21 protein-coding genes and 1 riboswitch are annotated in these 22,925 nt (G+C 37.9%); of the genes, 8 read left to right on the top strand and 13 right to left on the bottom strand.

Annotated elements, in window-relative coordinates; genetic code table 11:
* Positions 1-74: 74 nt before the first annotated feature.
* The 7 genes from accC to pdxA all read right to left on the bottom strand — a co-directional run bounded on the left by accC (position 75) and on the right by pdxA (position 5,904).
* Positions 75-1,415 carry an acetyl-CoA carboxylase biotin carboxylase subunit gene (accC, locus tag ABDJ41_RS13635; protein ID WP_349786602.1) on the bottom strand — a complete coding sequence of 447 codons (1,341 nt, stop codon included), beginning with the start codon at positions 1,413-1,415 and terminating at the stop codon, positions 75-77.
* A gap of 21 nt (positions 1,416-1,436) precedes the next feature.
* Positions 1,437-1,910, bottom strand: coding sequence for an acetyl-CoA carboxylase biotin carboxyl carrier protein (gene accB / locus ABDJ41_RS13630; RefSeq protein WP_349786601.1), 474 nt, complete (start codon positions 1,908-1,910; stop codon positions 1,437-1,439).
* 74 nt (positions 1,911-1,984) lie between these two features.
* On the bottom strand, positions 1,985-2,974 hold the full coding sequence (locus ABDJ41_RS13625; RefSeq protein ID WP_349786600.1) for a beta-ketoacyl-ACP synthase III: 990 nt from the start codon (positions 2,972-2,974) through the stop codon (positions 1,985-1,987).
* Between the two features lie 11 nt (positions 2,975-2,985).
* The gene (plsX, locus tag ABDJ41_RS13620; protein WP_349786599.1) at positions 2,986-3,924 is read right to left on the bottom strand and encodes a phosphate acyltransferase PlsX; all 939 of its coding nucleotides are present in this window, start codon (positions 3,922-3,924) and stop codon (positions 2,986-2,988) included.
* Positions 3,925-4,021: 97 nt separating this feature from the next.
* Positions 4,022-4,213 carry a 50S ribosomal protein L32 gene (gene rpmF / locus ABDJ41_RS13615; RefSeq protein ID WP_108555155.1) on the bottom strand — a complete coding sequence of 64 codons (192 nt, stop codon included), beginning with the start codon at positions 4,211-4,213 and terminating at the stop codon, positions 4,022-4,024.
* 18 nt (positions 4,214-4,231) lie between these two features.
* The gene (locus tag ABDJ41_RS13610; RefSeq protein WP_349786598.1) at positions 4,232-4,765 is read right to left on the bottom strand and encodes a YceD family protein; all 534 of its coding nucleotides are present in this window, start codon (positions 4,763-4,765) and stop codon (positions 4,232-4,234) included.
* Positions 4,766-4,824: 59 nt separating this feature from the next.
* Positions 4,825-5,904, bottom strand: coding sequence for a 4-hydroxythreonine-4-phosphate dehydrogenase PdxA (pdxA, locus tag ABDJ41_RS13605; RefSeq protein ID WP_349786597.1), 1,080 nt, complete (start codon positions 5,902-5,904; stop codon positions 4,825-4,827).
* A gap of 98 nt (positions 5,905-6,002) precedes the next feature.
* Between pdxA and rsmA the strand changes: the two genes are divergently transcribed.
* The 5 genes from rsmA (at position 6,003) to ABDJ41_RS13580 (ending at position 10,413) form a co-directional block, all read left to right on the top strand.
* On the top strand, positions 6,003-6,785 hold the full coding sequence (gene rsmA, locus ABDJ41_RS13600) for a 16S rRNA (adenine(1518)-N(6)/adenine(1519)-N(6))-dimethyltransferase RsmA (protein WP_349786596.1): 783 nt from the start codon (positions 6,003-6,005) through the stop codon (positions 6,783-6,785).
* 48 nt (positions 6,786-6,833) lie between these two features.
* Positions 6,834-7,769, top strand: coding sequence for a 2-hydroxyacid dehydrogenase (locus ABDJ41_RS13595; protein WP_349786595.1), 936 nt, complete (start codon positions 6,834-6,836; stop codon positions 7,767-7,769).
* A gap of 161 nt (positions 7,770-7,930) precedes the next feature.
* Entirely contained in the window at positions 7,931-8,404 is a 474-nt protein-coding gene (gene greA, locus ABDJ41_RS13590) for a transcription elongation factor GreA (RefSeq protein WP_349786594.1), read from the top strand.
* Between the two features lie 10 nt (positions 8,405-8,414).
* Positions 8,415-8,807, top strand: a complete 393-nt coding sequence (locus ABDJ41_RS13585) for an HIT family protein (RefSeq protein WP_349786593.1) — start codon at positions 8,415-8,417, stop codon at positions 8,805-8,807.
* Positions 8,808-9,165: 358 nt separating this feature from the next.
* Complete coding sequence (locus ABDJ41_RS13580; RefSeq protein WP_349786592.1) at positions 9,166-10,413, top strand: hypothetical protein; 1,248 nt, start codon at positions 9,166-9,168, stop codon at positions 10,411-10,413.
* 14 nt (positions 10,414-10,427) lie between these two features.
* Here the strand turns inward: ABDJ41_RS13580 and ABDJ41_RS13575 are convergent, their stop codons facing one another.
* Genes ABDJ41_RS13575 through rsgA form a run of 3 tightly spaced genes read right to left on the bottom strand, consistent with a single transcriptional unit; the run spans position 10,428 to position 12,155 of the window.
* Entirely contained in the window at positions 10,428-10,754 is a 327-nt protein-coding gene (locus ABDJ41_RS13575) for a nucleotide pyrophosphohydrolase (protein WP_349786591.1), read from the bottom strand.
* A 1-nt stretch (position 10,755) separates the two neighbouring features.
* A complete protein-coding gene (gene dtd, locus ABDJ41_RS13570) occupies positions 10,756-11,208 on the bottom strand; it encodes a D-aminoacyl-tRNA deacylase (protein WP_349786590.1) in 453 nt (150 codons plus the stop codon).
* 26 nt (positions 11,209-11,234) lie between these two features.
* Entirely contained in the window at positions 11,235-12,155 is a 921-nt protein-coding gene (gene rsgA, locus ABDJ41_RS13565; protein ID WP_349786589.1) for a ribosome small subunit-dependent GTPase A, read from the bottom strand.
* 288 nt (positions 12,156-12,443) lie between these two features.
* Here rsgA and thrA point away from each other — a divergent pair, with 288 nt between their 5' ends.
* The 3 genes from thrA to thrC are packed head-to-tail and all read left to right on the top strand — an operon-like array spanning position 12,444 to position 17,144.
* A complete protein-coding gene (gene thrA / locus ABDJ41_RS13560; RefSeq protein WP_349786588.1) occupies positions 12,444-14,891 on the top strand; it encodes a bifunctional aspartate kinase/homoserine dehydrogenase I in 2,448 nt (815 codons plus the stop codon).
* A 7-nt stretch (positions 14,892-14,898) separates the two neighbouring features.
* The gene (locus tag ABDJ41_RS13555; RefSeq protein ID WP_349786587.1) at positions 14,899-15,834 is read left to right on the top strand and encodes a homoserine kinase; all 936 of its coding nucleotides are present in this window, start codon (positions 14,899-14,901) and stop codon (positions 15,832-15,834) included.
* Positions 15,835-15,839: 5 nt separating this feature from the next.
* Positions 15,840-17,144: a threonine synthase gene (gene thrC / locus ABDJ41_RS13550; protein ID WP_349786586.1), complete on the top strand. Its 1,305-nt coding sequence runs from the start codon at positions 15,840-15,842 to the stop codon at positions 17,142-17,144.
* Here the strand turns inward: thrC and ABDJ41_RS13545 are convergent.
* The 3 genes from ABDJ41_RS13545 to metH all read right to left on the bottom strand — a co-directional run bounded on the left by ABDJ41_RS13545 (position 17,131) and on the right by metH (position 22,407).
* Entirely contained in the window at positions 17,131-17,562 is a 432-nt protein-coding gene (locus tag ABDJ41_RS13545) for an META domain-containing protein (RefSeq protein WP_349786585.1), read from the bottom strand. The genes thrC and ABDJ41_RS13545 overlap by 14 nt on opposite strands.
* Positions 17,563-17,761: 199 nt before the next feature.
* Positions 17,762-18,715 (bottom strand): methylenetetrahydrofolate reductase [NAD(P)H], encoded by a 954-nt coding sequence (metF, locus tag ABDJ41_RS13540; RefSeq protein WP_349786584.1) that lies wholly within the window; start codon positions 18,713-18,715, stop codon positions 17,762-17,764.
* 32 nt (positions 18,716-18,747) lie between these two features.
* Complete coding sequence (metH, locus tag ABDJ41_RS13535) at positions 18,748-22,407, bottom strand: methionine synthase (RefSeq protein ID WP_349786583.1); 3,660 nt, start codon at positions 22,405-22,407, stop codon at positions 18,748-18,750.
* A gap of 116 nt (positions 22,408-22,523) precedes the next feature.
* A riboswitch (SAM riboswitch) is annotated at positions 22,524-22,633 on the bottom strand.
* Between the last annotated feature and the right edge of the window lie 292 nt (positions 22,634-22,925).

Raw genomic sequence — 22,925 nt, 5'->3', positions numbered from 1 at the left:
TCTTTTATTTAGAATGGTATTTACGTTTTAAATCTATTAAATAGTTTTAAACTGAATGTATTGAATTATCTCCTTTATTCAGAAAACTCAAAGGTTTCCATAAATTTAGTCGTAAAATTACCAGCTCTAAAGTTAGGATCTTTCATCAATTTTAAGTGGAATGGAATGGTAGTTTTTACACCTTCAATCACAAATTCACTTAATGCACGTTCCATTGTACTGATGGCTTCTTCACGTGTTTGTGCAACACAGATCAGTTTGGCAATCATCGAGTCATAGTTTGATGGAATCTGATATCCTGCGTAAACATGCGTATCAACCCTTACCCCATGTCCACCTGGCGAATGAAAATTCGTTATTTTACCTGGTGATGGCCTGAAGTTATTAAAAGGATCTTCTGCATTAATCCTGCATTCTATTGCATGCATATCAGGTAAATAATTTTTACCTGAAATAGGAACTCCAGAAGCAACCTTGATTTGCTCTTTAATTAAGTCGTAATTGATTACCTCTTCTGTAACAGGGTGTTCAACCTGGATACGGGTATTCATTTCCATAAAATAGAAATTACGATGTTTATCTACTAAGAACTCAATCGTACCTGCACCTTCATATTGAACAGCAATTGCGCCTTTAATCGCAGCTTCACCCATTCTTTCACGTAATTCAGGAGTCATAAATGGAGAAGGAGCCTCCTCAACCAGTTTTTGATGTCTACGCTGAATAGAACAGTCACGCTCAGATAAGTGACAAGCTTTGCCATACTGGTCTCCAATAATCTGGATTTCAATATGACGTGGATCTTCAATATACTTTTCTAAATAAAGACCATCGTTACCGAAAGCCGCACCAGACTCTTGTCTGGCACTATCCCATGCATTTTCAAAATCTTCATCTTTCCAAACTACACGCATGCCACGGCCACCACCGCCGGCAGTAGCTTTAAGGATAACCGGATAGCCGATTTCGTTAGCAGTTGCAATACCATCCTTAACATTTTCAACCAAACCTTCAGAACCAGGAATAGTAGGTACACCCGCTTTTTTCATGGTTTCTTTGGCGGAAGCTTTATCGCCCATTGAATTGATCTGCTCAGGAGTCGCTCCTATAAATTTAATTCCATAATCACGGCAAACAGAAGAAAACTTAGCGTTTTCAGATAAGAATCCGTAGCCAGGGTGAATCGCATCTGCATTTGTTAATTCAGCTGCAGAAATGATATTTGGAATACTTAGATAAGAATCTTTACTTGGTGGTGGGCCTATACAAACGGCTTCATCAGCAAACCTAACATGTAAACTCTCTCTGTCGGCAGTAGAGTAAACAGCTACGGTTTTGATGCCCATTTCTTTACAGGTACGAATAATGCGTAAAGCAATTTCGCCCCTGTTGGCAATTAATATTTTCTTAAACATATTTTCGTTCCTTTTCAGGGATTAAATTGGCTCTACTAGAAATAAAGGTTGGTCATACTCCACTGGTGATGCATTTTCAACCAGAACTTTTACGATTCTACCAGAAACTTCACTTTCAATTTCATTGAAAAGTTTCATCGCTTCAATAATACAGATCACTTTACCTGTAGAAATTTCATCGCCAACATTTACAAAAGAAGGTTTATCAGGACTAGCAGAACGATAGAAAGTACCAATCATTGGTGATTTAATAGTGATGTACTTTGAACTATCTTCAACAGGTGCTGATGATTTGCTTTCAGTAGGGGCAACTACTTGAGGAGCTGCAGCAACTGCAGCAACAGGAGGAATCGGTGCAGCTACAGTTGCCTGAACAATTGTAGGTGTCTGATTAGTTTTAATAGTGATTTTGAAGTCTTCCTGCTCAATAGCTACTTCATTTACGCCCGAACGAGAAACAAATTTAATAAGTTCCTGAATTTGTTTAATATCCATTTTTTTAGGTATTTTTTTAGAAAAAATAGTACGTCTTTAGAACTATCTAAGTTAAGATTATTTATTTTATAAAATTAGTAGGCCCATTTTAAATAAACTGAACCCCAGGTAAATCCACCTCCAAAAGCAGCTAATATTAGATTGTCGCCCTTTTTAAGTTGGCTTTCCCATTCCCATAAACATAAAGGGATGGTGCCATTTGTAGTATTTCCATAACGCTGAATATTGATCATAACCTTTTCAGAACCAACACCCATTCTTGATGCAGTCGCATCAATAATTCGTTTATTGGCTTGATGTGGTACCAACCAGGTCACATCATCAGATGTTAATTGGTTGCGTTCCATGATCTCTGCAGCAACATCGGCCATATTTGTAACGGCAAATTTAAATACAGCCTGTCCTTCCTGATAAACTACGTGTTCGTTATTATCTATGGTTTCATGTGATGCCGGACGTGCAGATCCACCAGCTTTTTGATGTAAAAATTGTTTGCCTGCGCCATCACTTTTTAAAATAGAATCCATAACACCCAGGCCTTCTTCATTCGGCTCTAATAAAACTGCACCACAACCATCACCAAATATGATGCAGGTGGTACGGTCTTCATAATTTATAATGGATGACATTTTATCACCACCTACAACTAAAACCTTTTTGTGTTTGCCAGATTCAATAAATTGAGATGCAGTTGATAAACCATAAATAAAGCCTGAGCAGGCTGCCTGAAGGTCATATCCCCATGCATTTTTGGCGCCGATTTTATCGGCTAAGATGTTTGCTGATGCCGGGAAAGGCATGTCGGGAGTAGTAGTACAGAAAATGATCAGTTCAATTTCTTCAGCACCTATTCCACGTTTTTTAAGTAATCCATTCACAGCATGAACTGCCATATCTGAAGTCCCTAATCCTTCTCCCTTTAATATTCTTCGCTCTTTGATTCCTGTCCTGGATGTAATCCATTCGTCGGTAGTGTCTACAATTGATTCTAGCTCTTTGTTGGTCATTACGTAATCAGGTACATAACCATGAACAGCTGTAATCGCAGCGTGAATTTTACTCATTTTATTTAAAATTATTTAAATGCGGCCTGTATTTTTTCAACCAAGCCGGTTGTAATCATGTCTCTGGATTGCAGAATCATGTTTTTAACAGCCAAAGGTGTTGAAATACCATGACCAATAACTACGGGGGCATTTACTCCTAAAACAGGACTACCTCCATAGTTTTCATAATTAAAGCGGTCAAAGAATGCATCTTTTAAACCTCTTTTTAAAGTCAATACATAGAAGGACTCTGCAAGTTTAAGCATTACATTTCCTGTAAAACCATCACATACAATTACATCAGCTTTATCATTGAACAAGTCCCTGCCTTCCACATTACCTACAAAATTAAATAGGTTTGTATCTTTCATTAAAGGAAATGTTGCCAGACTAAGCATGTCACCTTTTTCATCTTCTTCACCTATGTTCATTAATGCAACCTTGGGCTTTTTAATGCCCATTACATTTTCAGCGTACATACTCCCTAATACTCCAAATTGCAATAAAGTATCAGGCTTGCAGTCGGCGTTAGCACCAACATCAAGCATTAAACCTATGCCTCCAGAAAGTTTAGGAAGGAAAGTAGTTAAACAAGGCCTGATAATGCCAGGGATTGTTTTTACACTAAAAACAGCTCCTACAAGCATGGCACCTGAATTTCCTGCACTTGCAAATGAATCAAGCTTCCCTTCTTTAAGTAAGCTGAAACCAACAGATATGCTGGAGTTAGGCTTTTGAACGATAGCCTTAGTGGGATGTTCGCCCATACCAATTACTTCTTCGGTATGAACATAGTCAAAGTGATCCGGATTAAATCCGTTTTCAATCAGGATGGGCTTAATTTGCTGAGTATCTCCAATAAGCACAATTTGCTCATCCGAAGATAACAAGGGATGAGCCGCTATTGCTCCTAAAACATTGGCTTTAGGAGCAAAGTCTCCGCCCATTATATCGAGACCTATTCTCATAGTAAAATCAGTTTGTGTACCAGGCAAAATTGCCGATTTATAAAGGCGCTAAGTTAAACTATAGCGAAGTTAAAACACAAACTATTTTTCAAGAAAATTAACCTATTGAGGTGTTTTCAATAACCAATTTACCGTTGTAGTATAAGTTACCATCAACGTTGTAAGCGCGGTGAGGTACGTGGATCGCACCTGTTGTTTGACAAGTAGCTAAAGAAGGAGCTTCTGCTTTGTAGTGAGTTCTTCTCTTATCTCTTCTGCTCTTAGAAACTTTACGTTTTGGATGTGCCATTGTTGATTTGTTTAATTATTATTTTAATTTCTTTAATGCAGCCCACCTTGGGTCGTCATTTTGTTGTTCTTCTTCTTGTTGTGAACCAACCGATAATTTTTCAAGTCTTGCAATCATTTCCTGATCACATTTCTGTCCGCTACCGTTTTCTTCACAGATCTTAATATAAGGAACCGATACAGTGATGAATTCGTAAATCAGTTCTGAGACATCAAGCTCGCTCTCCTTTTTGCTTAACACAATGATCTCAAGATCATCGCTTTCTAATTCATCCTCAGCAAATTTTACAATCTGCCTTTCGTTTAACTCTATTGGTGCCTCAAATTCAGCTAAACATTTGTCGCAATCTAATACTATGTTTCCTTTTATGTGGAAATGAAGTATCAACATCGTTTCTTGCTTGTCTAGCTCAACTTCTGCTTTTAATTCTCCTTTTTTTACTAAAGAGTATTCAAAAGCATCAAAAAAGCTGTTATCAATCTCAAAATCAAACTGATGTTTGCCAATTTTTAAGCCAGTAAATGGGATTGAAAATTGTTTTAATGGTTTCAATTGTAACAAAATTTTAGCCCGCAAATGTAGAGATAATTTTTAATGGTTGCAAATCTTTTTTAATTCGCATCATCTTTCATATCCGAGGCTGTTTCAATAACTTTTCCGCCTGTTCTTAATTGGTTACTTAATAGCGCTTGTTGCTCTCTTCTGTTCCTGACAATATGTGTAGCAGCAAAAATTGCTTCTATGAATGACGAAGGATCTGCAAGATTCTTACCTGCTATATCATAACCAGTACCATGGTCAGGTGATGTACGTACAATCTTTAAACCCGCAGAGAAGTTTACCCCTGTGCCAAAAGCAATAGTCTTAAACGGAATTAAACCCTGATCATGATACATTGCTAGCACGGCATCAAATTGTTTATAACTACCATTGCCAAAGAAGCCATCTGCAGGGTATGGGCCAAAACAGATTACTCCTTTATCAAACGCTTCCTGAATGGCAGGTGTGATAATGTCTAGTTCTTCATTACCTAAAAGGCCCCCATCGCCAGCATGAGGGTTTAGTCCTAATACCGCAATCTTAGGTTTTTCAATCCAAAAATCTTTTTTTAAACTCTCATTCATCATGAGTAGTTTTTTTACAATTTTTTCTTTGGTAATGTTTTGCGAAATATTTTTAACCGGAATATGTCCTGTGACAACACCGACACGGATGTCTTCGCTGATCATGAACATCAAAACTTCAGGGCTGTTACTTTGTTCTTGTAGGTATTCTGTGTGACCTGGAAATTTAAAAGTTTCCGATTGTATATTATGTTTATTAATCGGTGCAGTAACCAAAGCATCAATCTCACCTTTTATCAATGCATCTGTTGCTTTCTGCAGAGATAGTAAAGCATATTTTCCACCCGTTTCGTTAGAAACACCAAGGTCAATCTTTACATCTTCTTCCCAGCAATTAATCAGGTTAGCCTTTTTTATATTGGCTGTCGATGGATCATTGATCACGTTAAAAGCAAAGTCTGTTAAGCCTAAAGCCTTTCTATGATAAGAAGCAACTTTTGTATGGCCGTATACTATTGGCGTACAGTAGTCAAGTATGCTATTGTTTGATAAGGATTTTAAGATTACTTCTAATCCAATCCCATTTATGTCGCCAATGCTAATTCCAATTTTAATTTTATTGCTCATGCCTGAATAGAAATTTGGCGCAAATTACAGTTTTTCAATTAATGTTAGCCTGATGCTGGTAAAACTTTACTTATTTTGCAGTTTTTAAGGGAGAATATATGAGTTTGGTTAAAGCAAAAAAACATTTAGGGCAACATTTTTTAACTGATAAAAACATTGCTGCTAAGATCGTAAACGGCCTTGTCCATACCGATAAATACAAACAAGTGCTGGAAGTCGGACCAGGTATGGGAATTCTTTCCGATCTTTTACTGGAACGTACGGATATCGAAACCTATCTGATAGATATTGATGTGGAATCTTATCACTTTTTACAACAAAAATATCCTCAGTTGGGTGAGAAGCTGATTAATGGAGATTTTCTTGCGCTCGATCTTTCAGCGATTTTTAAAGAGAAATATGCCATCATTGGTAATTTTCCTTATAATATATCTTCTCAGATCCTTTTCAAAATATTGGAGAACCGACAAAACGTAGTGGAAATGGTTGGTATGTTCCAAAAAGAAGTTGCAGAGAGATGTGCTTCTAAATCAGGAACCAAAGATTATGGTATATTAAGTGTCTTGATCCAGGCTTATTATGATATTGAGTACCTGTTTACTGTAAAGCCTGGTACATTTAATCCGCCACCAAAGGTAAATTCAGGAGTAATCAGGTTAAGCAGAAACAATGTTGAAACTTTGCCTTGTGATGAGAAATTATTCTGGCGTACAGTAAAGGCAGGTTTCAACCAGCGTAGAAAGACTTTGAGGAATGCACTTTCAGGAGTGGTGCCTAAAGACAAAATGGATACACATCCATTTTTTGATAAACGTGCAGAACAGTTAAGTGTGGCAGACTTTATTGAACTTACTGTACACCTTACAGAATTGACTAAGTAATATTTTTTAATCAGGTTAACTAACCGCTATAAAAACATAAGTATACAAATGAAAGGAAAGATCTTAATTGTAGACGATTTGCACCCTATATTTAAAGAAAGTGCCACTGCAATGGGCTTTGAGGTTCATGATCGACCATTAATTACCAGAGCCGAAACACTTGATGTCATTGCAGATTATGACGGCATTGCTGTTCGTACAAAATTCAAGATTGATAAAGAACTTATGCAGGCCGGGGCAAACCTTAAATTTGTGGCAAGAGCTGGTGCAGGAATGGACAATATCGATGTGCCTTTTGCAAAGCAACAAGGAATAGAGTTGTTAAATGCCCCTGAAGGAAACATGGATGCTGTGGGAGAACATGCAACAGGGATGTTACTGGCTCTGATGAATAATTTCAGACAAGCTGATATACAGATTCGTAATGGTGTATGGGATAGAGAAGGTAACCGTGGATATGAGTTGAAAGGAAAAACTGTTGGTATAATTGGTTATGGCTTCATGGGACAGAGTTTCGCTAAAAAGCTTGCCGGTTTTGGAGTTCATGTAATTGCATACGATAAATATAAAACGGGTTTTAGTGATGAATATGCAAAAGAGGTAAGTATGGAAGAAATAGTAAAGCAATGCGATGTGCTGAGCTTACACATTCCTTTAACCGAAGAGACTCGCCAAATGATTGATGATGAATACCTTTTTCATTTTCGCAAACCTATATTCTTTATCAATACTGCCAGAGGAGAAGTGGCTAGTGTATCAGCCATTTTAAAAGCGCTTGATCAAGGTAAAATATTGGGTGCTGGACTGGATGTTTTACAGGTAGAGAAGTTCCCAGCCCTTGTAGAACAAGATTGGTACAATGAGCTAAAATCATCTGATAAGGTTATATTAACTCCTCATGTTGGTGGATGGACATTCGATTCTTATAGAAAGATATCTGAAGTGCTTATTGATAAGCTGAGAAGTTTGTATCCTGTGGATTAATTACTTCAAGGCTTCTTGTAAGGGAAAAGTTAAAATATTTAAAATATTTGTTTTTGTCGGAAGACCCCATTATCTTCGTTTTAATTGAAGCAAGACTATGTAGGCGATAAAGCCGATGTAGTCTTGTTTGCTTTTTATAGGATTGACAAAATAATTGAGCTATGACAGAAGTAACATATTATACCCAAGAGGGGCTGGATAAATTGAAAGAAGAACTACAGTATTTAAAAACTACTGGCAGACAACAGATTTCAAAGGCGATTGCCGAAGCAAGAGATAAAGGGGATCTATCTGAGAATGCTGAGTATGATGCAGCAAAAGAAGCACAAGGTTTACACGAAGCCAAGATCTCAAAAATGGAGGGCACACTTTCTACAGCCCGTTTAATTGATGAGTCTAAATTAGATACCTCGAAAGTACTTGCGCTTTCTATCGTAAAAATAAAAAACGTTAAAAACGGTGCTACAATGTCGTACCAATTGGTTGCAGAGTCTGAAGCCGATCTCAAGAGTGGAAAGATTTCTGTAAAATCTCCAATTGCAAAAGGTTTGCTTGGTAAATCTGTAGGCGATACAACAGAAATTGATGTCCCTGCAGGAAAAATGCAATTTGAAATCTTAGAGATTAGCAGATAAATTTAAAATAATGGCTAGTATCTTTTCAAAAATAGTAAACAGGGAAATTCCAGCACATATTGTTGCGGAAACTGACGAATTCATGGCTTTTCATGATGTGAGTCCTTTGGTTATGGGGCACTTGCTGGTGATTCCTAAAAAGGAAGTGGACTACATCTTTGATATGGATGATAAAAGTTATGCGGGCTTAACTTTATTTGCTAAAACAGTAGCAATAGGTTTAAAAAAAGCCTTTCCGTGTACGAGAGTAGGAGTGGCCGTAGTAGGATTAGAGGTGCCACATGTTCATATACATCTGATTCCTATGAACAATGTAAGTGATATGAATTTCGCCAAAGCAAAGTTGCAGCCAACTCAGGACGAATTGGCTGAAGCAGCAGGTAAGATTAAGGCTGTACTGTAAAGGGAAAAAACAGGAATTTATTCGCAGCCGGGAATCTTTCCCGATGAAGAATCAGAAAAGTTCCGAAGTCTAATCAGAGACACCAGTTTTTTCTTTAAGCATGATGTATAAATGAAAGATTATAAAAAAGCAGGATCAATATTGGTTCTGCTTTTTTTATGTGCATTTCTATTTGAAATATTTGTTAACAAACGGGGTATTGATTATAACATATTTTTAACAATGTTTAAATTTTAAGTTTATACTAATGGTTTAATTTGGTTTTAATTTTAATTAAAAATCCTTAACTTAACTTACGTAAGTTTATAAAAGCCAATAGATTAACCTAATATATAACCTATTAAACTTAAAAAAACTTATGAAAAAACAATTCACCTGGACATTATTGGCTTCTTGTTTATTTACAGTTTCCTGTAAAAAGAACATGTCAACCGAAGATTTGAACGATAAGCTAACTCCAAACAAGAGTATGGAGGTGGTTGCTTCAGCGACTACTGTAAGTGTAAATGGCTATTCAAATACATCGAGCTATATAAGCTCTGGTTTTTCATTTTTAGACCCAAGTCAGATTAATAAAAATCGCCAGGCCATTGGGGGAAGTTCTTATACTACTGTTTATGGGTTTAACATTCCTGAAGAAAATAGAATCAGAGGCATAAGGTGGAATGAAGATGATGAAACTACATCTTTATGGCGTCCACAGGGAATAGCCGGGTTTTCTAAAAATGGGGTGCGTTATTTATTGGTAAGCTGGTATGCCAAAGATGCTGCAGAAAGCAAAGGATCTAGAATAACACTTATAGATATAAGTCCAAGTTCGAGTACTTACTTAACCTACAGGCATATTTTACTAGTACACAATAGTCTGCCAACCACTGCAGTTGATTATACACAGTACGGTTCTTATGCTCCTTTAAATGTGCATGCTGGTGGAATAGCATATTTTAATGGGAAAGTTTATTTAAGTAGCACAAGTCTGGGATTAAGAGTATTTGATTTAAACAAAATCATTGAAGTTAGTACAGGGACTAGCACCAGTAATAAATGTGGCAAGGATGCTAATGGCAATCTTTATGCTTTTAATTACAGATATATACTTCCACAAGTTGGCTATTATAGAATCAATAATGCAAGTCCAATTTCATCTGTGCAAATAAATTACGATAATAATCAATTATGGACAGGCCAATACTATGCTGGAAGTGCTGACGCATCAATAGTGCCTAAAATTTTCGGGTTTCCTATAAACGCATCGGGCGATGTGCAAAACTCAGGTATCCAAACAATAATTCCTAAAAACAGTTTGTTTACCTCAAGTCATGCTCATGGGATTCAAGGTGTTTTTAGAAAAGGGAATAGAAGTTGGCTGTCCTGCACTGGCTCTCCTAGTGAATCTTACGGATCTACTGCCAGGCTAGCAAGATATACAGACGGCGATACAAACACGGTTAGGTACAGATGGCCATATGGGGCTGAAGCATTATATTTTGAAAAGCAATATGGGTATTTATGGAGCTTAACCGAGTTTGAACCTAATGCCGGAGCTCAAAACGGTAGTCAGGTTAACCGTTGCATCTTTGCTGTAGATTTTTCTAAATACGAGTAAAATTATGATGCCGATCATTTTAACTTCTGGTTATTTTTATGACGATCGGCATCTCTTATGCTTTTCTTTTCCAGATTTTTTTCCATCGCAGCTGTTAAGTCAATACCAGTTTGATTTGCTAAACAGATAAGTACAAACAGTACATCGGCCATTTCATCGCCAAGGTCAACAGCTTCATCACTTTTCTTAAATGATTGTTCACCATATTTGCGAGACATAATTCTGGCAACTTCACCAACTTCTTCCATTAAAATGGCAGTATTGGTTAATTCGTTAAAGTACCTTATGCCGGTTGTTTTGATCCATTGATCTACCGTTTCTTGTGCTTCAGCTATGGTCATATTATTCTTTGTTTTTTGAATCTATAGTAATGGTAACAGGGCCATCATTGATCAGGCTGATTTTCATATCGGCACCGAATATCCCGGTTTGTATTTCTTTATTAAGTAACTGAGAGAGTTGATTAATCATGGTTTCATAAAGAGGAATAGCTTTATCTGGCCTGGCAGCCCTGGTAAATCCTGGCCTGTTGCCTTTTTTAGTCGCAGCGAATAAAGTAAACTGGCTAATCAGTAGTATGTTGCCATTCACGTCTGCAAGAGCTTTATTCATCAGACCATTTTCATCGCCAAAAACACGCATATTTACTATTTTGCCAGCCAGCCACTCTAAATCTTCCTGAGTATCCGCATCTTCAATGCCTAATAATACCAGGAAACCATTGTTGATGCTGCCTGTAACTTCATCTGCTACCTTGCAGCTTGCTTCTGTAACCCTTTGTATAACCGCTCTCATATATTCTTATCTGGCTCCATGAAGTTTTAAGCCCTGGTTTCGTTGCCATGATAAATACTCAGATAACTCTCGTATCTGCTCAATTCAATTTCTCCATTTTCTACAGCCTTAATAACGGCACAACCCGGTTCATTGACATGTCTGCAGTTGTTAAACTTACATTCATGCATCAGGTCTCTCATTTCCCTAAAGTAATGTCCAAGCTCTTCCGGTCTGATGTCGAATATACCCAACTCACGGATGCCTGGGGTATCAATTAAGTAGCCTCCGAATGGTAAAGCATGCATCTCTGCAAAAGTAGTGGTGTGTTGCCCTTTATCAGTAGATTCTGAGATCTCACCAGTTTTAATGCTATATCCAGGGAGTAAAGCATTAATCAGGCTCGATTTTCCTACTCCTGAATGTCCTGAAAATAATGTCGTTTTATCTTTTAACAATGATTCAATCAAGTCTATATTGGTGCCCTCTAGCGCCGAGACAGAGTAGCATGGATATCCAATGTTTTCATAAATATCCTGATATGCAGCCAGAATTTCCAGTCCATCCTCATGGAAGAGATCGAGTTTATTAAAAATCAACATGGCTGGGATGTCATAAGCTTCTGCAGTTGCCAGGAAGCGATCTATAAAACCCAAAGATGTACGCGGTGATGCCAGGGTCACTACCAGGAAAGCCTGATCCATATTGGCTGCAATAATCTGTGCCTGTTTAGATAAGTTAATAGACTTACGGATGATATAATTCCTACGCTCATAGAGTCTATTGATTACACCAATCTCTGAATTTGGTTCCAACTCAAATTCTACCAGGTCGCCCACAGCAATAGGATTAGTGGTTTGGATACCCTGTATCCTGAATTTGCCTTTTATCCGGCAATGATAATCAAGTCCATTTTCTGCATGTACCTGATACCAGCTTCCTGTTGATTTTATTACTAATCCTTGCATATAATAGGTAAAGGTAAGAAAATGTTCAAATTTATAATTCCTACTAAATCGATCGGGGAATAAATTATTTTTATAAAGATTTGCTAATTAGAAAAATATAACTTTACTTTACTGCCAGTAAGTGTAAAAAATACAATGTATAACAATTCAACCATTACTACCACAATTACAACCACCGGCATTGTTCGGAGGAAGGTAAGCTAGTGGGCTGAAAAAAAGAAAATATAACAACCACGAAAAGCGCCTTCCTCTATTAGGGGAAGGCGCTTTTTTGATTAACCAGCAACTATGAATATTTTAAAATTTGGAGGTACATCTGTCGGCTCAGCGCAAAGCATAAGTGCACTGATAGATATCTTAAAGAAAGAAAAGGGTGATGAAAATCCTATTGTTGTACTTTCGGCAATGGGTGGTGTAACCAATACACTGCTAGAGATGGCAGAGAATGCCCGCAATGCACGGGATTATGCAGATCAGCTAAAAGCGATTGAAACAAAGCACTTTGAAGTAATTCGTACATTGTTACCTGCAATTGCTCAGAACCCTGTACTTACCAAATTAAAAATCTATTTTAATGAGCTGGAAGATATCCTGCAATCTGTATACAACCTCCGTGAACTGAGTTTACAAACCAAAGATCTTATTCTGAGCTATGGTGAGCGTTGTTCAAATGTAATGGTTAGTCATATTGCCCGACAGCAATTTCCTAATGCGATTTATGTTGACGGATCTGAACTGATAAAAACTGACAGCAATTTTGGTCAGGCCAAAGTGAATAACCAGCTCACAGAAATACTTATCAAAGAGTTTTACGAGGCAAACAGTGATAAATTGATGTTCGTAACTGGTTTTATTGCCAGCAACGATGAGGGGCGTATTACTACTTTAGGAAGGGGAGGAAGCGATTACACTGCAGCCATTTGGGGTGCCGTTTTAAATGCAAAAGAAATCCAGATCTGGACTGATGTTGATGGAATGTTAACTGCAGATCCAAGAATTGTAAAAAAGGCATTTTCACTTCCGGAACTAAGTTATATTGAAGCAATGGAGTTGTCTTATTTTGGGGCTAAAGTAATTTATCCACCAACTATGACTCCTGCTTTTTTAAAGAAGATACCAATAGTTATTAAGAATACTTTCAATGTTGATTTTGCGGGTACTTATATTAAACATGGAGTACAAGCTTCAAGCTTACCTATAAAGGGAATTTCTTCCATAGATGAAATTAGTATCCTGAATCTTTCTGGTAGTGGAATGGTAGGTAAAGCAGGTTTCAGTGGGCGTTTGTTCTCTCTTTTATCCAGAGAACAGGTAAATGTTGTGCTTATCACTCAATCCTCTTCTGAACATAGTATTACTTTCGCTGTAAAACCTGCAGATGCACTTAAGGCATTGTCTTTAATCAATAAGGAATTTGAACTGGAACTTCAGGCAAGAAAACTGGAATATCCGGAAGTAGAAAGTGGACTTTCTGTGTTGGCCATTGTAGGTGAAAATATGAAACGTACACCAGGGATTTCAGGGAAATTATTTAATGCGCTTGGTCGTAACGGAGTAAATATCAGAGCAATTGCACAGGGTTCATCCGAGTATAATATTTCAGTAATTATCTCACGTGCTGATCTTTCTAAGGCTGTAAATGCAGTACATGATGCTTTCTATTCAGATTTAAAGAAAACACTAAATGTGTTTTGTCTGGGTACTGGTAATATTGGTAAAACTTTGTTCCAGCAATTGCAAAATCAAATGCCATTTCTGGCAAAGAATAACGACCTGCAGGTAAAAGTAATGGGTATTTGTAATACCCGTAAAATGTATCTGAATCCGAATGGGATTGACTTAAATACCTGGGAACCTGAATTGGAAGCCAATGGTGAAAAGGCTGAATTGTCAGAATTCATTAAAAAGATGAAAGCCATGAACCTGGCTAACTGTGTATTTGTGGACAATACTGCCAGTCATAATCCTATTCAGTATTATTTAGACGTGCTGCAATCCAGTATATCTGTAGTAACCTGTAATAAGATTGGAAATTCAGCAGAATACGAACAATATGCCGCATTTAAGGAAGCTGCAAGGAAACATGGTGTTGATTTCTTTTATGAAACAAATGTTGGGGCTGGGTTACCCATTATCCGCACATTAAAAGATCTGATGCTTAGTGGGGATAGAATCAATCGAATAGAGGCTATTTTGTCAGGTACAATATCCTACATCTTTAACAATTTTAAAGGTGATAGATTGTTCCATGAAGTAGTGAAAGAGGCTCAGGATTTAGGATATACTGAGCCAGATCCAAGAGATGATCTTAACGGAAAAGATTTTATGCGTAAAATGTTGATCCTTGCACGTGATGCCGGTTATGCATTGGAAGAAAAGGATGTTTCTATAGAAAGTATGCTGCCTGCTGCATGTCTGGCAGCAGCAAGTGTGCCGGATTTCTATAAAGAAATGGAAAACAATTCTACACATTTCGAAAACTTAAAGCAACGGGCAGCTCAGGAAAATAAAGTGTTGAGATATATCGGTAAGCTGGAAGATGGTAAGGTTTCCATCACCCTGGAAATGGTTGATGACAGTCATCCTTTCTATATGTTATCAGGAAGCGATAATATTATATCATTCACAACTGACAGATACAGAGAACGTCCTCTTGTAGTTAAAGGACCCGGAGCTGGGGCAGAGGTAACAGCGGCAGGTGTATTTGCAGATATCATAAACGTGGGTAAGAGATAATTTAAATATGAAGAAGTCAGTAAAAGTTTTTGCCCCGGCCACAGTAGCCAATGTAGTATGTGGGTTTGATGTCCTTGGTTTTGCAGTAAATGAGCCAGGTGATGAAGTGATTATGCGGCTAACCGATAAACCAGGTGTGTCTCTTTTGAAAATAACAGGTGATGAAGGCAAATTGCCTTTAAATCCGGATAAAAATACAGTAAGTGCAATAGCTAAACAATACCTCGCACATATAGGCCGACCAGATGTGGGGGTGGAAATAGAATTGCATAAAAAGATGCCTATAGGCAGTGGGTTAGGTTCTAGCTCAGCAAGTACTGTTGCAGGTTTGTTTGCAATTAATGCGCTGTTTGATAGTCCTCTTACTAATATGGAATTGGTGCCTTTTGCTATGAAAGGCGAGGAGCTGGCCTGTGGATATGGTCATGCTGATAATGTAGCACCGGCTTTGTTAGGTGGATTCGTTCTGGTAAGAAGTTATAGCCCTTTAGATATTATAAGTCTGCCTTTTCCACAAGATTTGCATGCGGCTATTGTGTACCCGGAGGTTGATGTGCCAACCAAAGATGCACGTCAGATGATCCGTTCAAAAGTATTATTGAAAGATGCAGTAACACAATGGGGGAATGTGGCAGGCCTTGTTAGTGGCTTGTTTATGGGGGATTATGACTTGATTGGAAGAAGTATGACAGATGTGTTAGTTGAGCCAACTCGTTCTATCTTAATCCCCGATTTTGATAGATTAAGAGAATTGGCAATGGAATCAGGAGCTATAGGTTTCGGAATCTCAGGCTCCGGACCTTCAGTATTCGCATTGACAAAAGATGCTGGAACCGCCAGACAGATTACAGAAAAACTACAACAGCATTTAAAAAATATTGCCATTAACAGCCTGGCTTTTGTCTCTGAAGTAAATAAAAAAGGGCCAATTATTTTAGACTAAACAAAATGAAACTATACAGTACCAATAACCATAACTTAAGTGTAGACTTTCCTACAGCGGTATTTAATAGCATGCCTTTAGATAAAGGTTTATACATGCCTATTCATATTCCACAATTAGATCAGAAATTTATTGACAATATCGATCAATACAGTTTATCTGAGATTGCATTTAATGTAGCCTCAGCATTGATGAAAGATAGCATCCCTCTTGAAGATCTTAAAAAGATTATTGACGATGCTATCAATTTTGAAGCGCCAGTAGTTGAGCTTGATGCCGAAACTTACGTGTTGGAGCTTTTTCACGGACCTTCATTAGCTTTTAAAGATTTTGGAGCCAGGTTTATGAGTCGTATCATGGCTTATTTCCTCAAAGAAAATGAAAAGACCCTTGATGTTCTGGTTGCCACTTCGGGTGATACCGGAGGAGCAGTAGCTCTTGGTTTTTTAGGTGTAGACAATACCCGTGTTACTATTCTGTATCCAAAAGGAAAGGTAAGCGAGATTCAGGAATTACAGCTTTGCACTAACGGACAAAATATCCATGCCATTGAGATAGATGGTACTTTTGATGATTGCCAGGCATTGGTAAAACAGGCTTTTGCAGACGATGAGCTAAATGCCAAACTTCGCCTTACATCAGCTAATTCTATTAATATTGCCAGACTGATTCCACAAACATTCTATTATTTTAATGCTTATGCACAGTTAAAAAGGCAAGGTAAAGCAGATGTCGTATTTTCTGTGCCAAGTGGCAATTTCGGTAATATCGGAGCTGGTCTTTTAGCTTATAAACTAGGATTACCGATAAAACAATTTATTGCGGCAACCAACGTAAATGATACAGTTCCACGCTTCTTACAAACTGGTATTTATGAGACACGTCCATCAGTACAAACTTATGCCAATGCTATGGATGTCGGAGCACCAAGTAACTGGGTAAGGATTATGGATTTGTTTAAGAATGATACTGCTGCATTAAAGCAGGTGGTACAGAGTGCAAGTTATACTGATGAACAGACATTACAAGCTATAAAAGATATTTATGCGCAATACAGTTACATCGCTTGTCCACATACTGCAATTGCCTGGTTAGCATTAAAAGCATACCAGCAAGATCATAAGGAGGTTGCTGGCGTATTCCTTTCAACAGCACATGCTTGTAAGTTTCCAGATATTTTTCCGGAAGATATGAAAGCTAAAATTGAAATTCCGGCACAGGTTAAAGCGCTTGAGGTAAAAGAAAAGAAGGCTACCGCAATGGATACCCATTTCGAATCATTTAAAAATTACTTGCTTACTTCTTACTAAAGCGCATAATAGCAATATCGCCCATCATAAAATTTAGGGTAGTATCATTCGAAATAGAATAGGTACTTGCTTTTTTAAGCATTTCTACAAAAGTGGTCTCCCCTTCACCAGGGCAGGCCATTTTTGTCATCATAAAGGGTTTTGTGAAATTAATACCGATATCATCAGCAATTAGCTGACCAGAAAATGAATTGCAGCTGGTATTACCACTAAATCTTTTTTCAGCGATATCAAACTTGATGGTTGGTTTTTTACCTGGATACAGGCCATTGAATGCTATTCTTGGTCCAGAAATGTAATTCAGTTCCCAGGTTCCCCCCAATTGAGATAATCCACCATTGCCAATAGATCCAGGCTTCATTGTAGTACAAGCTGTTAAAGAACTAATAATTACCGTAAGTAGCACCAACCTTTTCATAATAATAAGCTTAATTCATGTGAAGGTACAAAAAGAGTACCCAAAATTAAAGTAACAAAGCTGTCGTCTTGTACGATCCATTAATAATTTGATCTTTTAAATCTCTGTATACAAAATGAAATAAAGCAAAAACGCATCACTTGTGATACGTTTTCGTAAAATGCATTGTTTAAGAGAACTTTTCTGACCTTATTAAAGACTAAAATATTGCCTGTGCAATTTTTCTTGTAGGCTCAGGGTTACTCATGGTATAAAAATGCAATACCGGGGCGCCGATTTCTACCAGTTCCTTGCATTGTTTGATCATCCACTCTATACCAACTTCTTTCACCTGTTTTTCGTCTTTACAGCTCTGTACGGCTTCAGTAAGGTCTTCAGGTAGATCTATATGGAATACTTTAGGCAGACTTATCAATTGTTTTGATGAAGTGATAGGCTTTAATCCCGGGATGATAGGTACGTTAATATCGTTTGCTTTGCATTGGGCTACAAATTCGACATATTTACTATTGTCAAAAAACATCTGGGTTACAATAAACTCCGCACCCATATCAACCTTTTGCTTCAGGTATTTAAAATCAGTTTTTAAGTTTGGTGCTTCAAAATGCTTTTCAGGATAACCGGCTACACCAATACAAAAATCAGTTTTAAAAGCAGAATGATCCTCATGAAGATATTTGCCACTATTCATGTCAGTAACTTGTTTCAACAACTCCGTAGCATAAGCATGGCCACCAGGAGTAGGAATAAAAGATGAATCCGCGTGACGGGCATCACCTCTAAGTACTAAAATATTGTCTATTCCCAAAAATTGAAGGTCGATCAGTGCATTTTCTGTTTCTTCTTTTGTAAAACCACCACAAATCAAGTGAGGTACGGCATCTACTTTGTACTTATTCATAATTGCAGCACAAATAGCTACAGTACCTGGTCTTTTACGATAAGATACCTTTTCCAATAAACCATTGTCATGCTGCTTATAAATATAATCTTCCCTGTGATAAGTAACGTCAATAAAAGGAGGATTAAATTCCATTAAAGGATCAATAGCTTTGTAAATTTCATCAATGCTTTTCCCTTTAACAGGAGGTAATAATTCAAATGAGAATAAGGTTTTACCCTTTGCGTTAGTTATATGGTCTATAATTTTCATTAGTCAAAATTGGTTTTTAAAGGTTACGAAGCTTAATAGGCAAGGTTAGGACTTAGCCATCTTTCTACTTCTTCAAGTGGCATGTTTTTCCGTATTGCATAATCTTCAACCTGGTCTTTGGTAATTTTACCTAATCCAAAATATCTGGATTGCGGGTGGGCGAAATAGAATCCGCTAACTGCTGCGGTTGGGTACATCGCATAGCTTTCTGTCAGACTTAATCCAATCTTAGCTTCAGCATCCAGAATTTCGAACAAGGTCCCTTTTTCGGTGTGTTCCGGGCAAGCAGGGTAGCCTGGTGCAGGGCGTATACCTGAATATTCTTCTTTAATTAAAGCTTCATTATCTAGTGCTTCGTCCTTTGCATAACCCCAGTAATCTTTACGTACCAATTCGTGCATCTTTTCAGCAAAAGCTTCTGCTAGTCTATCAGCCAATGCCTTTGCCATAATGCTATTATAATCATCATAGACAGCCTCGAATTGCGCCACCAGTTCATCACAACCAATACCTGCAGTTAAAGCAAAACCTCCAAAATAATCAGGAGTTCCGGTTTCTTTCTGTGCCACAAAGTCAGAAAGTGCATAATAGGGTTGGTCAGCCGTTTTCTCAGCTTGCTGGCGTAAAGTATGAATCACCACTTCTTTGCCTTCGACATCTAATACAATATCGTCGCCAACTGCATTTGCCGGCCAGAAACCGATTACTGCTTTAGCAGTTAATAGCTTTTCATCAACAATTCTTTTTAATAAGGCTTTGGCGTCTGCAAACAGCTTTTTAGCTTCATCTCCCACAACCTTATCATCCAGAATTCTTGGATAACTTCCACGAAGTTCCCAGGTCTGGAAAAATGGGGTCCAGTCAATATAGGGAATCAGTTCTTCTAAAGGATAGTCTTCAAAAATTCTTGTTCCTGTAAATTTAGGAGCAGGAGCTACCAGAGTAGTGTCTATTTTAAAGTTCTCTTTACGAGCTTCTTCAATTGTTTTAAAACGTTTATCTGAGCGTTTATTTAAATGTGCTTCACGAGCTTTCTCATACTCTGCTCTGATCCCAGCAATATATTCATCTCTGGTGTCCATATTCATTAAAGTACTGGCCACGGTTACACTTCTCGAGGCGTCTAATACATGAATCGCAGGACCAGAATAATTTGGTGCTACTTTTACAGCTGCGTGGATACGAGATGTTGTCGCTCCACCAATCATTAAAGGAATGGTAAAGCCTTCACGTTCCATCTCTTTTGCAAAGTGTACCATTTCATCCAGTGAAGGAGTAATAAGACCACTCAAGCCAATTATGTCAGCGTTAATTTCTTTGGCTTTTTTAATGATATCCTGTGCCGGAACCATTACGCCCATATCTACAATTTCGAAATTGTTACAAGCCAGAACAACACCCACTATGTTTTTCCCAATATCATGTACATCACCTTTTACGGTTGCCATCAATATTTTTCCTGCAGACGAATTTTGATCCTGATCAGGGTTGTCTAACTTTTCCTGTTCAATAAAAGGGAGTAAGTAAGCAACAGCTTTTTTCATTACACGGGCAGACTTTACCACCTGTGGCAGGAACATTTTTCCAGCACCAAAAAGGTCACCCACAATATTCATCCCATCCATCAAAGGACCTTCAATAACCTGAATTGGTCTAGGGTACTTCTGACGAGCTTCTTCTACATCATTATCCAGATATTCAATGATTCCTTTTACAAGCGCATGTGATAAACGTTCTTCAACAGTACCTTTACGCCATTCCTCATCTCTTACGATCTCTTTTCCCTTAGATTTGATGGTATCTGCATACTCCACCAAACGTTCTGTCGCATCCTCTCGACGATTAAGCAAAACATCCTCAACAAGTGTAAGGAGTTCAACTGGAATTTCCTGATAGACCTCAAGCATACCAGCATTGACAATTCCCATGTCTAGTCCAGCCTTGATGGCATGGTATAAGAAGGCCGAGTGCATAGCCTCTCTAACCGTATTGTTACCTCTAAAAGAGAAGGAAATATTGGATACACCACCACTCACTTTAGCATAAGGAAGGTTCTCCTTAATCCAACGTGTTGCGTTTATAAAGTCGACTGCATAATTATTATGTTCCTCTAATCCAGTTGCAACAGTAAGAATGTTGGGGTCAAAAATAATATCCTGAGGAGGAAAGCCGATTTCATTTACTAATATATCGTAAGATCTTTTACAGATCTCTATTCTTCTTTCATAATTATCTGCCTGTCCTTTTTCATCAAAAGCCATTACAACTGCGGCAGCGCCATAAGTCATAATTTTACGGGCACTTTCTTTAAACTTTTCTTCACCCTCTTTTAAAGAGATTGAGTTCACGATCCCTTTTCCCTGCATACATTTCAATCCAGCCTCAATAACAGTCCATTTCGAAGAATCGACCATGATTGGTAGTTTAGAAATATCAGGTTCAGATGCAATTAGGTTCAGGAATTTAGTCATGGAGGCCTCAGAGTCAATCATTCCCTCATCCATGTTTACATCAATGATCTGTGCGCCACCTTCCACCTGCTGACGGGCGACAGTTAGTGCAGCTTCAAAATCTCCACCTAAAATCAGTTTGGAGAATTTTGGTGATCCGGTAATATTGGTACGTTCACCTATATTTACAAATATACTATCAGGTGTAAGGGTAACAGGTTCTAAACCACTTAAACGCATGTAGGGCTCAAGTTGTGGAATTTTACGAGGCGCTACATTTTTTGCTTTCGCAGCAATACAGCCTATATGTTCCGGGGTTGTACCACAACAACCACCCACGATATTTACAAAGCCATGCTGAATAAAATCAGCTACAAGATGGGCAGTTTCATGAGGCATCTCATCATAAGCACCAAATTCATTTGGTAAACCTGCATTTGGGTAAGCCGAAACATAACAAGGTGCTTTAGCAGAAAGTTCCTCAATATGAGGTCTCATGTCTTTCGCTCCCAGTGCACAGTTGAAGCCTATGCTGATGGGATCTGCGTGTATTACTGAATTTAGGAAAGCTTCAGCAGTTTGCCCACTTAAGGTTCTTCCCGAAGCATCGGTAATCGTACCAGAGATCATAATCTCTATTTTTTTGCCAATTTCTGCTTCATATTTTTTAATAGAGAATATAGCGGCTTTGGCATTTAATGTGTCGAAAATAGTTTCAATTAGCAATAGGTCAGCACCGCCATCAACTAAGCCTCGGACCTGCTGATCATAAGCATCAACAAGTTCATCAAATGTAATAGCTCTGAAACCGGGGTCATTTACATCAGGAGAGATCGACAAAGTTCTGTTGGTTGGACCTACGGCACCGGCAACAAAGCATTTTCTGTCTGGGTTTGCTGCCATAAACTCATTTACAGCTTCTTTGGCAATTTTTGCTCCTTCAAAACTCATCTCATAGTCCAGCTCCTCCATCTGGTAATCTGCCAGAGAAATGCGTTGGGTACTAAAAGTGTTGGTCTCAATGATATCAGTACCGGCTTTTAAGTATTCGGTATGTATCTCTTTGATGATGTCGGGACGTGTTAAATTTAATAAGTCATTGTTCCCTTTTACATCACATGGGTGATTTTTGAAGCGTTCGCCTCTAAAATCGTCTTCAGTTAAAACATAACGCTGAATCATAGTGCCCATTGCACCGTCGATAATTAGGATACGTTTTTCTAATTCTTCTCTAATGTTCATTTAAAAAAAATCATATGAGCAGGTAATAAGCTATTTTTGATAGAGGCGAAAGCCTAAACAAGTGCCGAACTCATTACATACAAAGCTTATTCGGAATTCTGGGTTGTGACGAATTCAACTTATCTTTCGGGAATCGGTTATCCGGTTCCAGTAGAATTTAGCACCTTGTAAGCACAGGTTGCCAAGACTTCGTAGGGTCTAATCCCTCCGTCTTTCTCTATAAGCATTACAAAGGTGCAACAAAGAACAGTCATTTCCAAAAAAACTGAGATCAAAGCATATAAAATTTTATGAAACCCTCTGTTTGTGTCTTAAAATAGAATTATATTCTGTGAATCAATTGTTTAATGGAGTTGTAAGCCTTAGGTTTTTAATTGATTTCACTTTAGTCGAATATTGCTTTTCTATTGGTCTGAGCAAAAGGATAGCAAAACAATAGCAAAAGGATTGCAAAAGAAAACCCGAGTAAGAATGTCAATTTTACATGGGCCGATTTAGACTAGGATCGACTACTATTA

Origin of the sequence: Pedobacter sp. ASV1-7 (genome assembly GCF_040203335.1) — a bacterium.
Classification (GTDB): Bacteria; Bacteroidota; Bacteroidia; order Sphingobacteriales; family Sphingobacteriaceae; genus Pedobacter.
The sequence above is the reverse complement of the archived record's forward strand: the minus strand, read 5'-3'. Positions and strand labels throughout refer to the sequence as shown.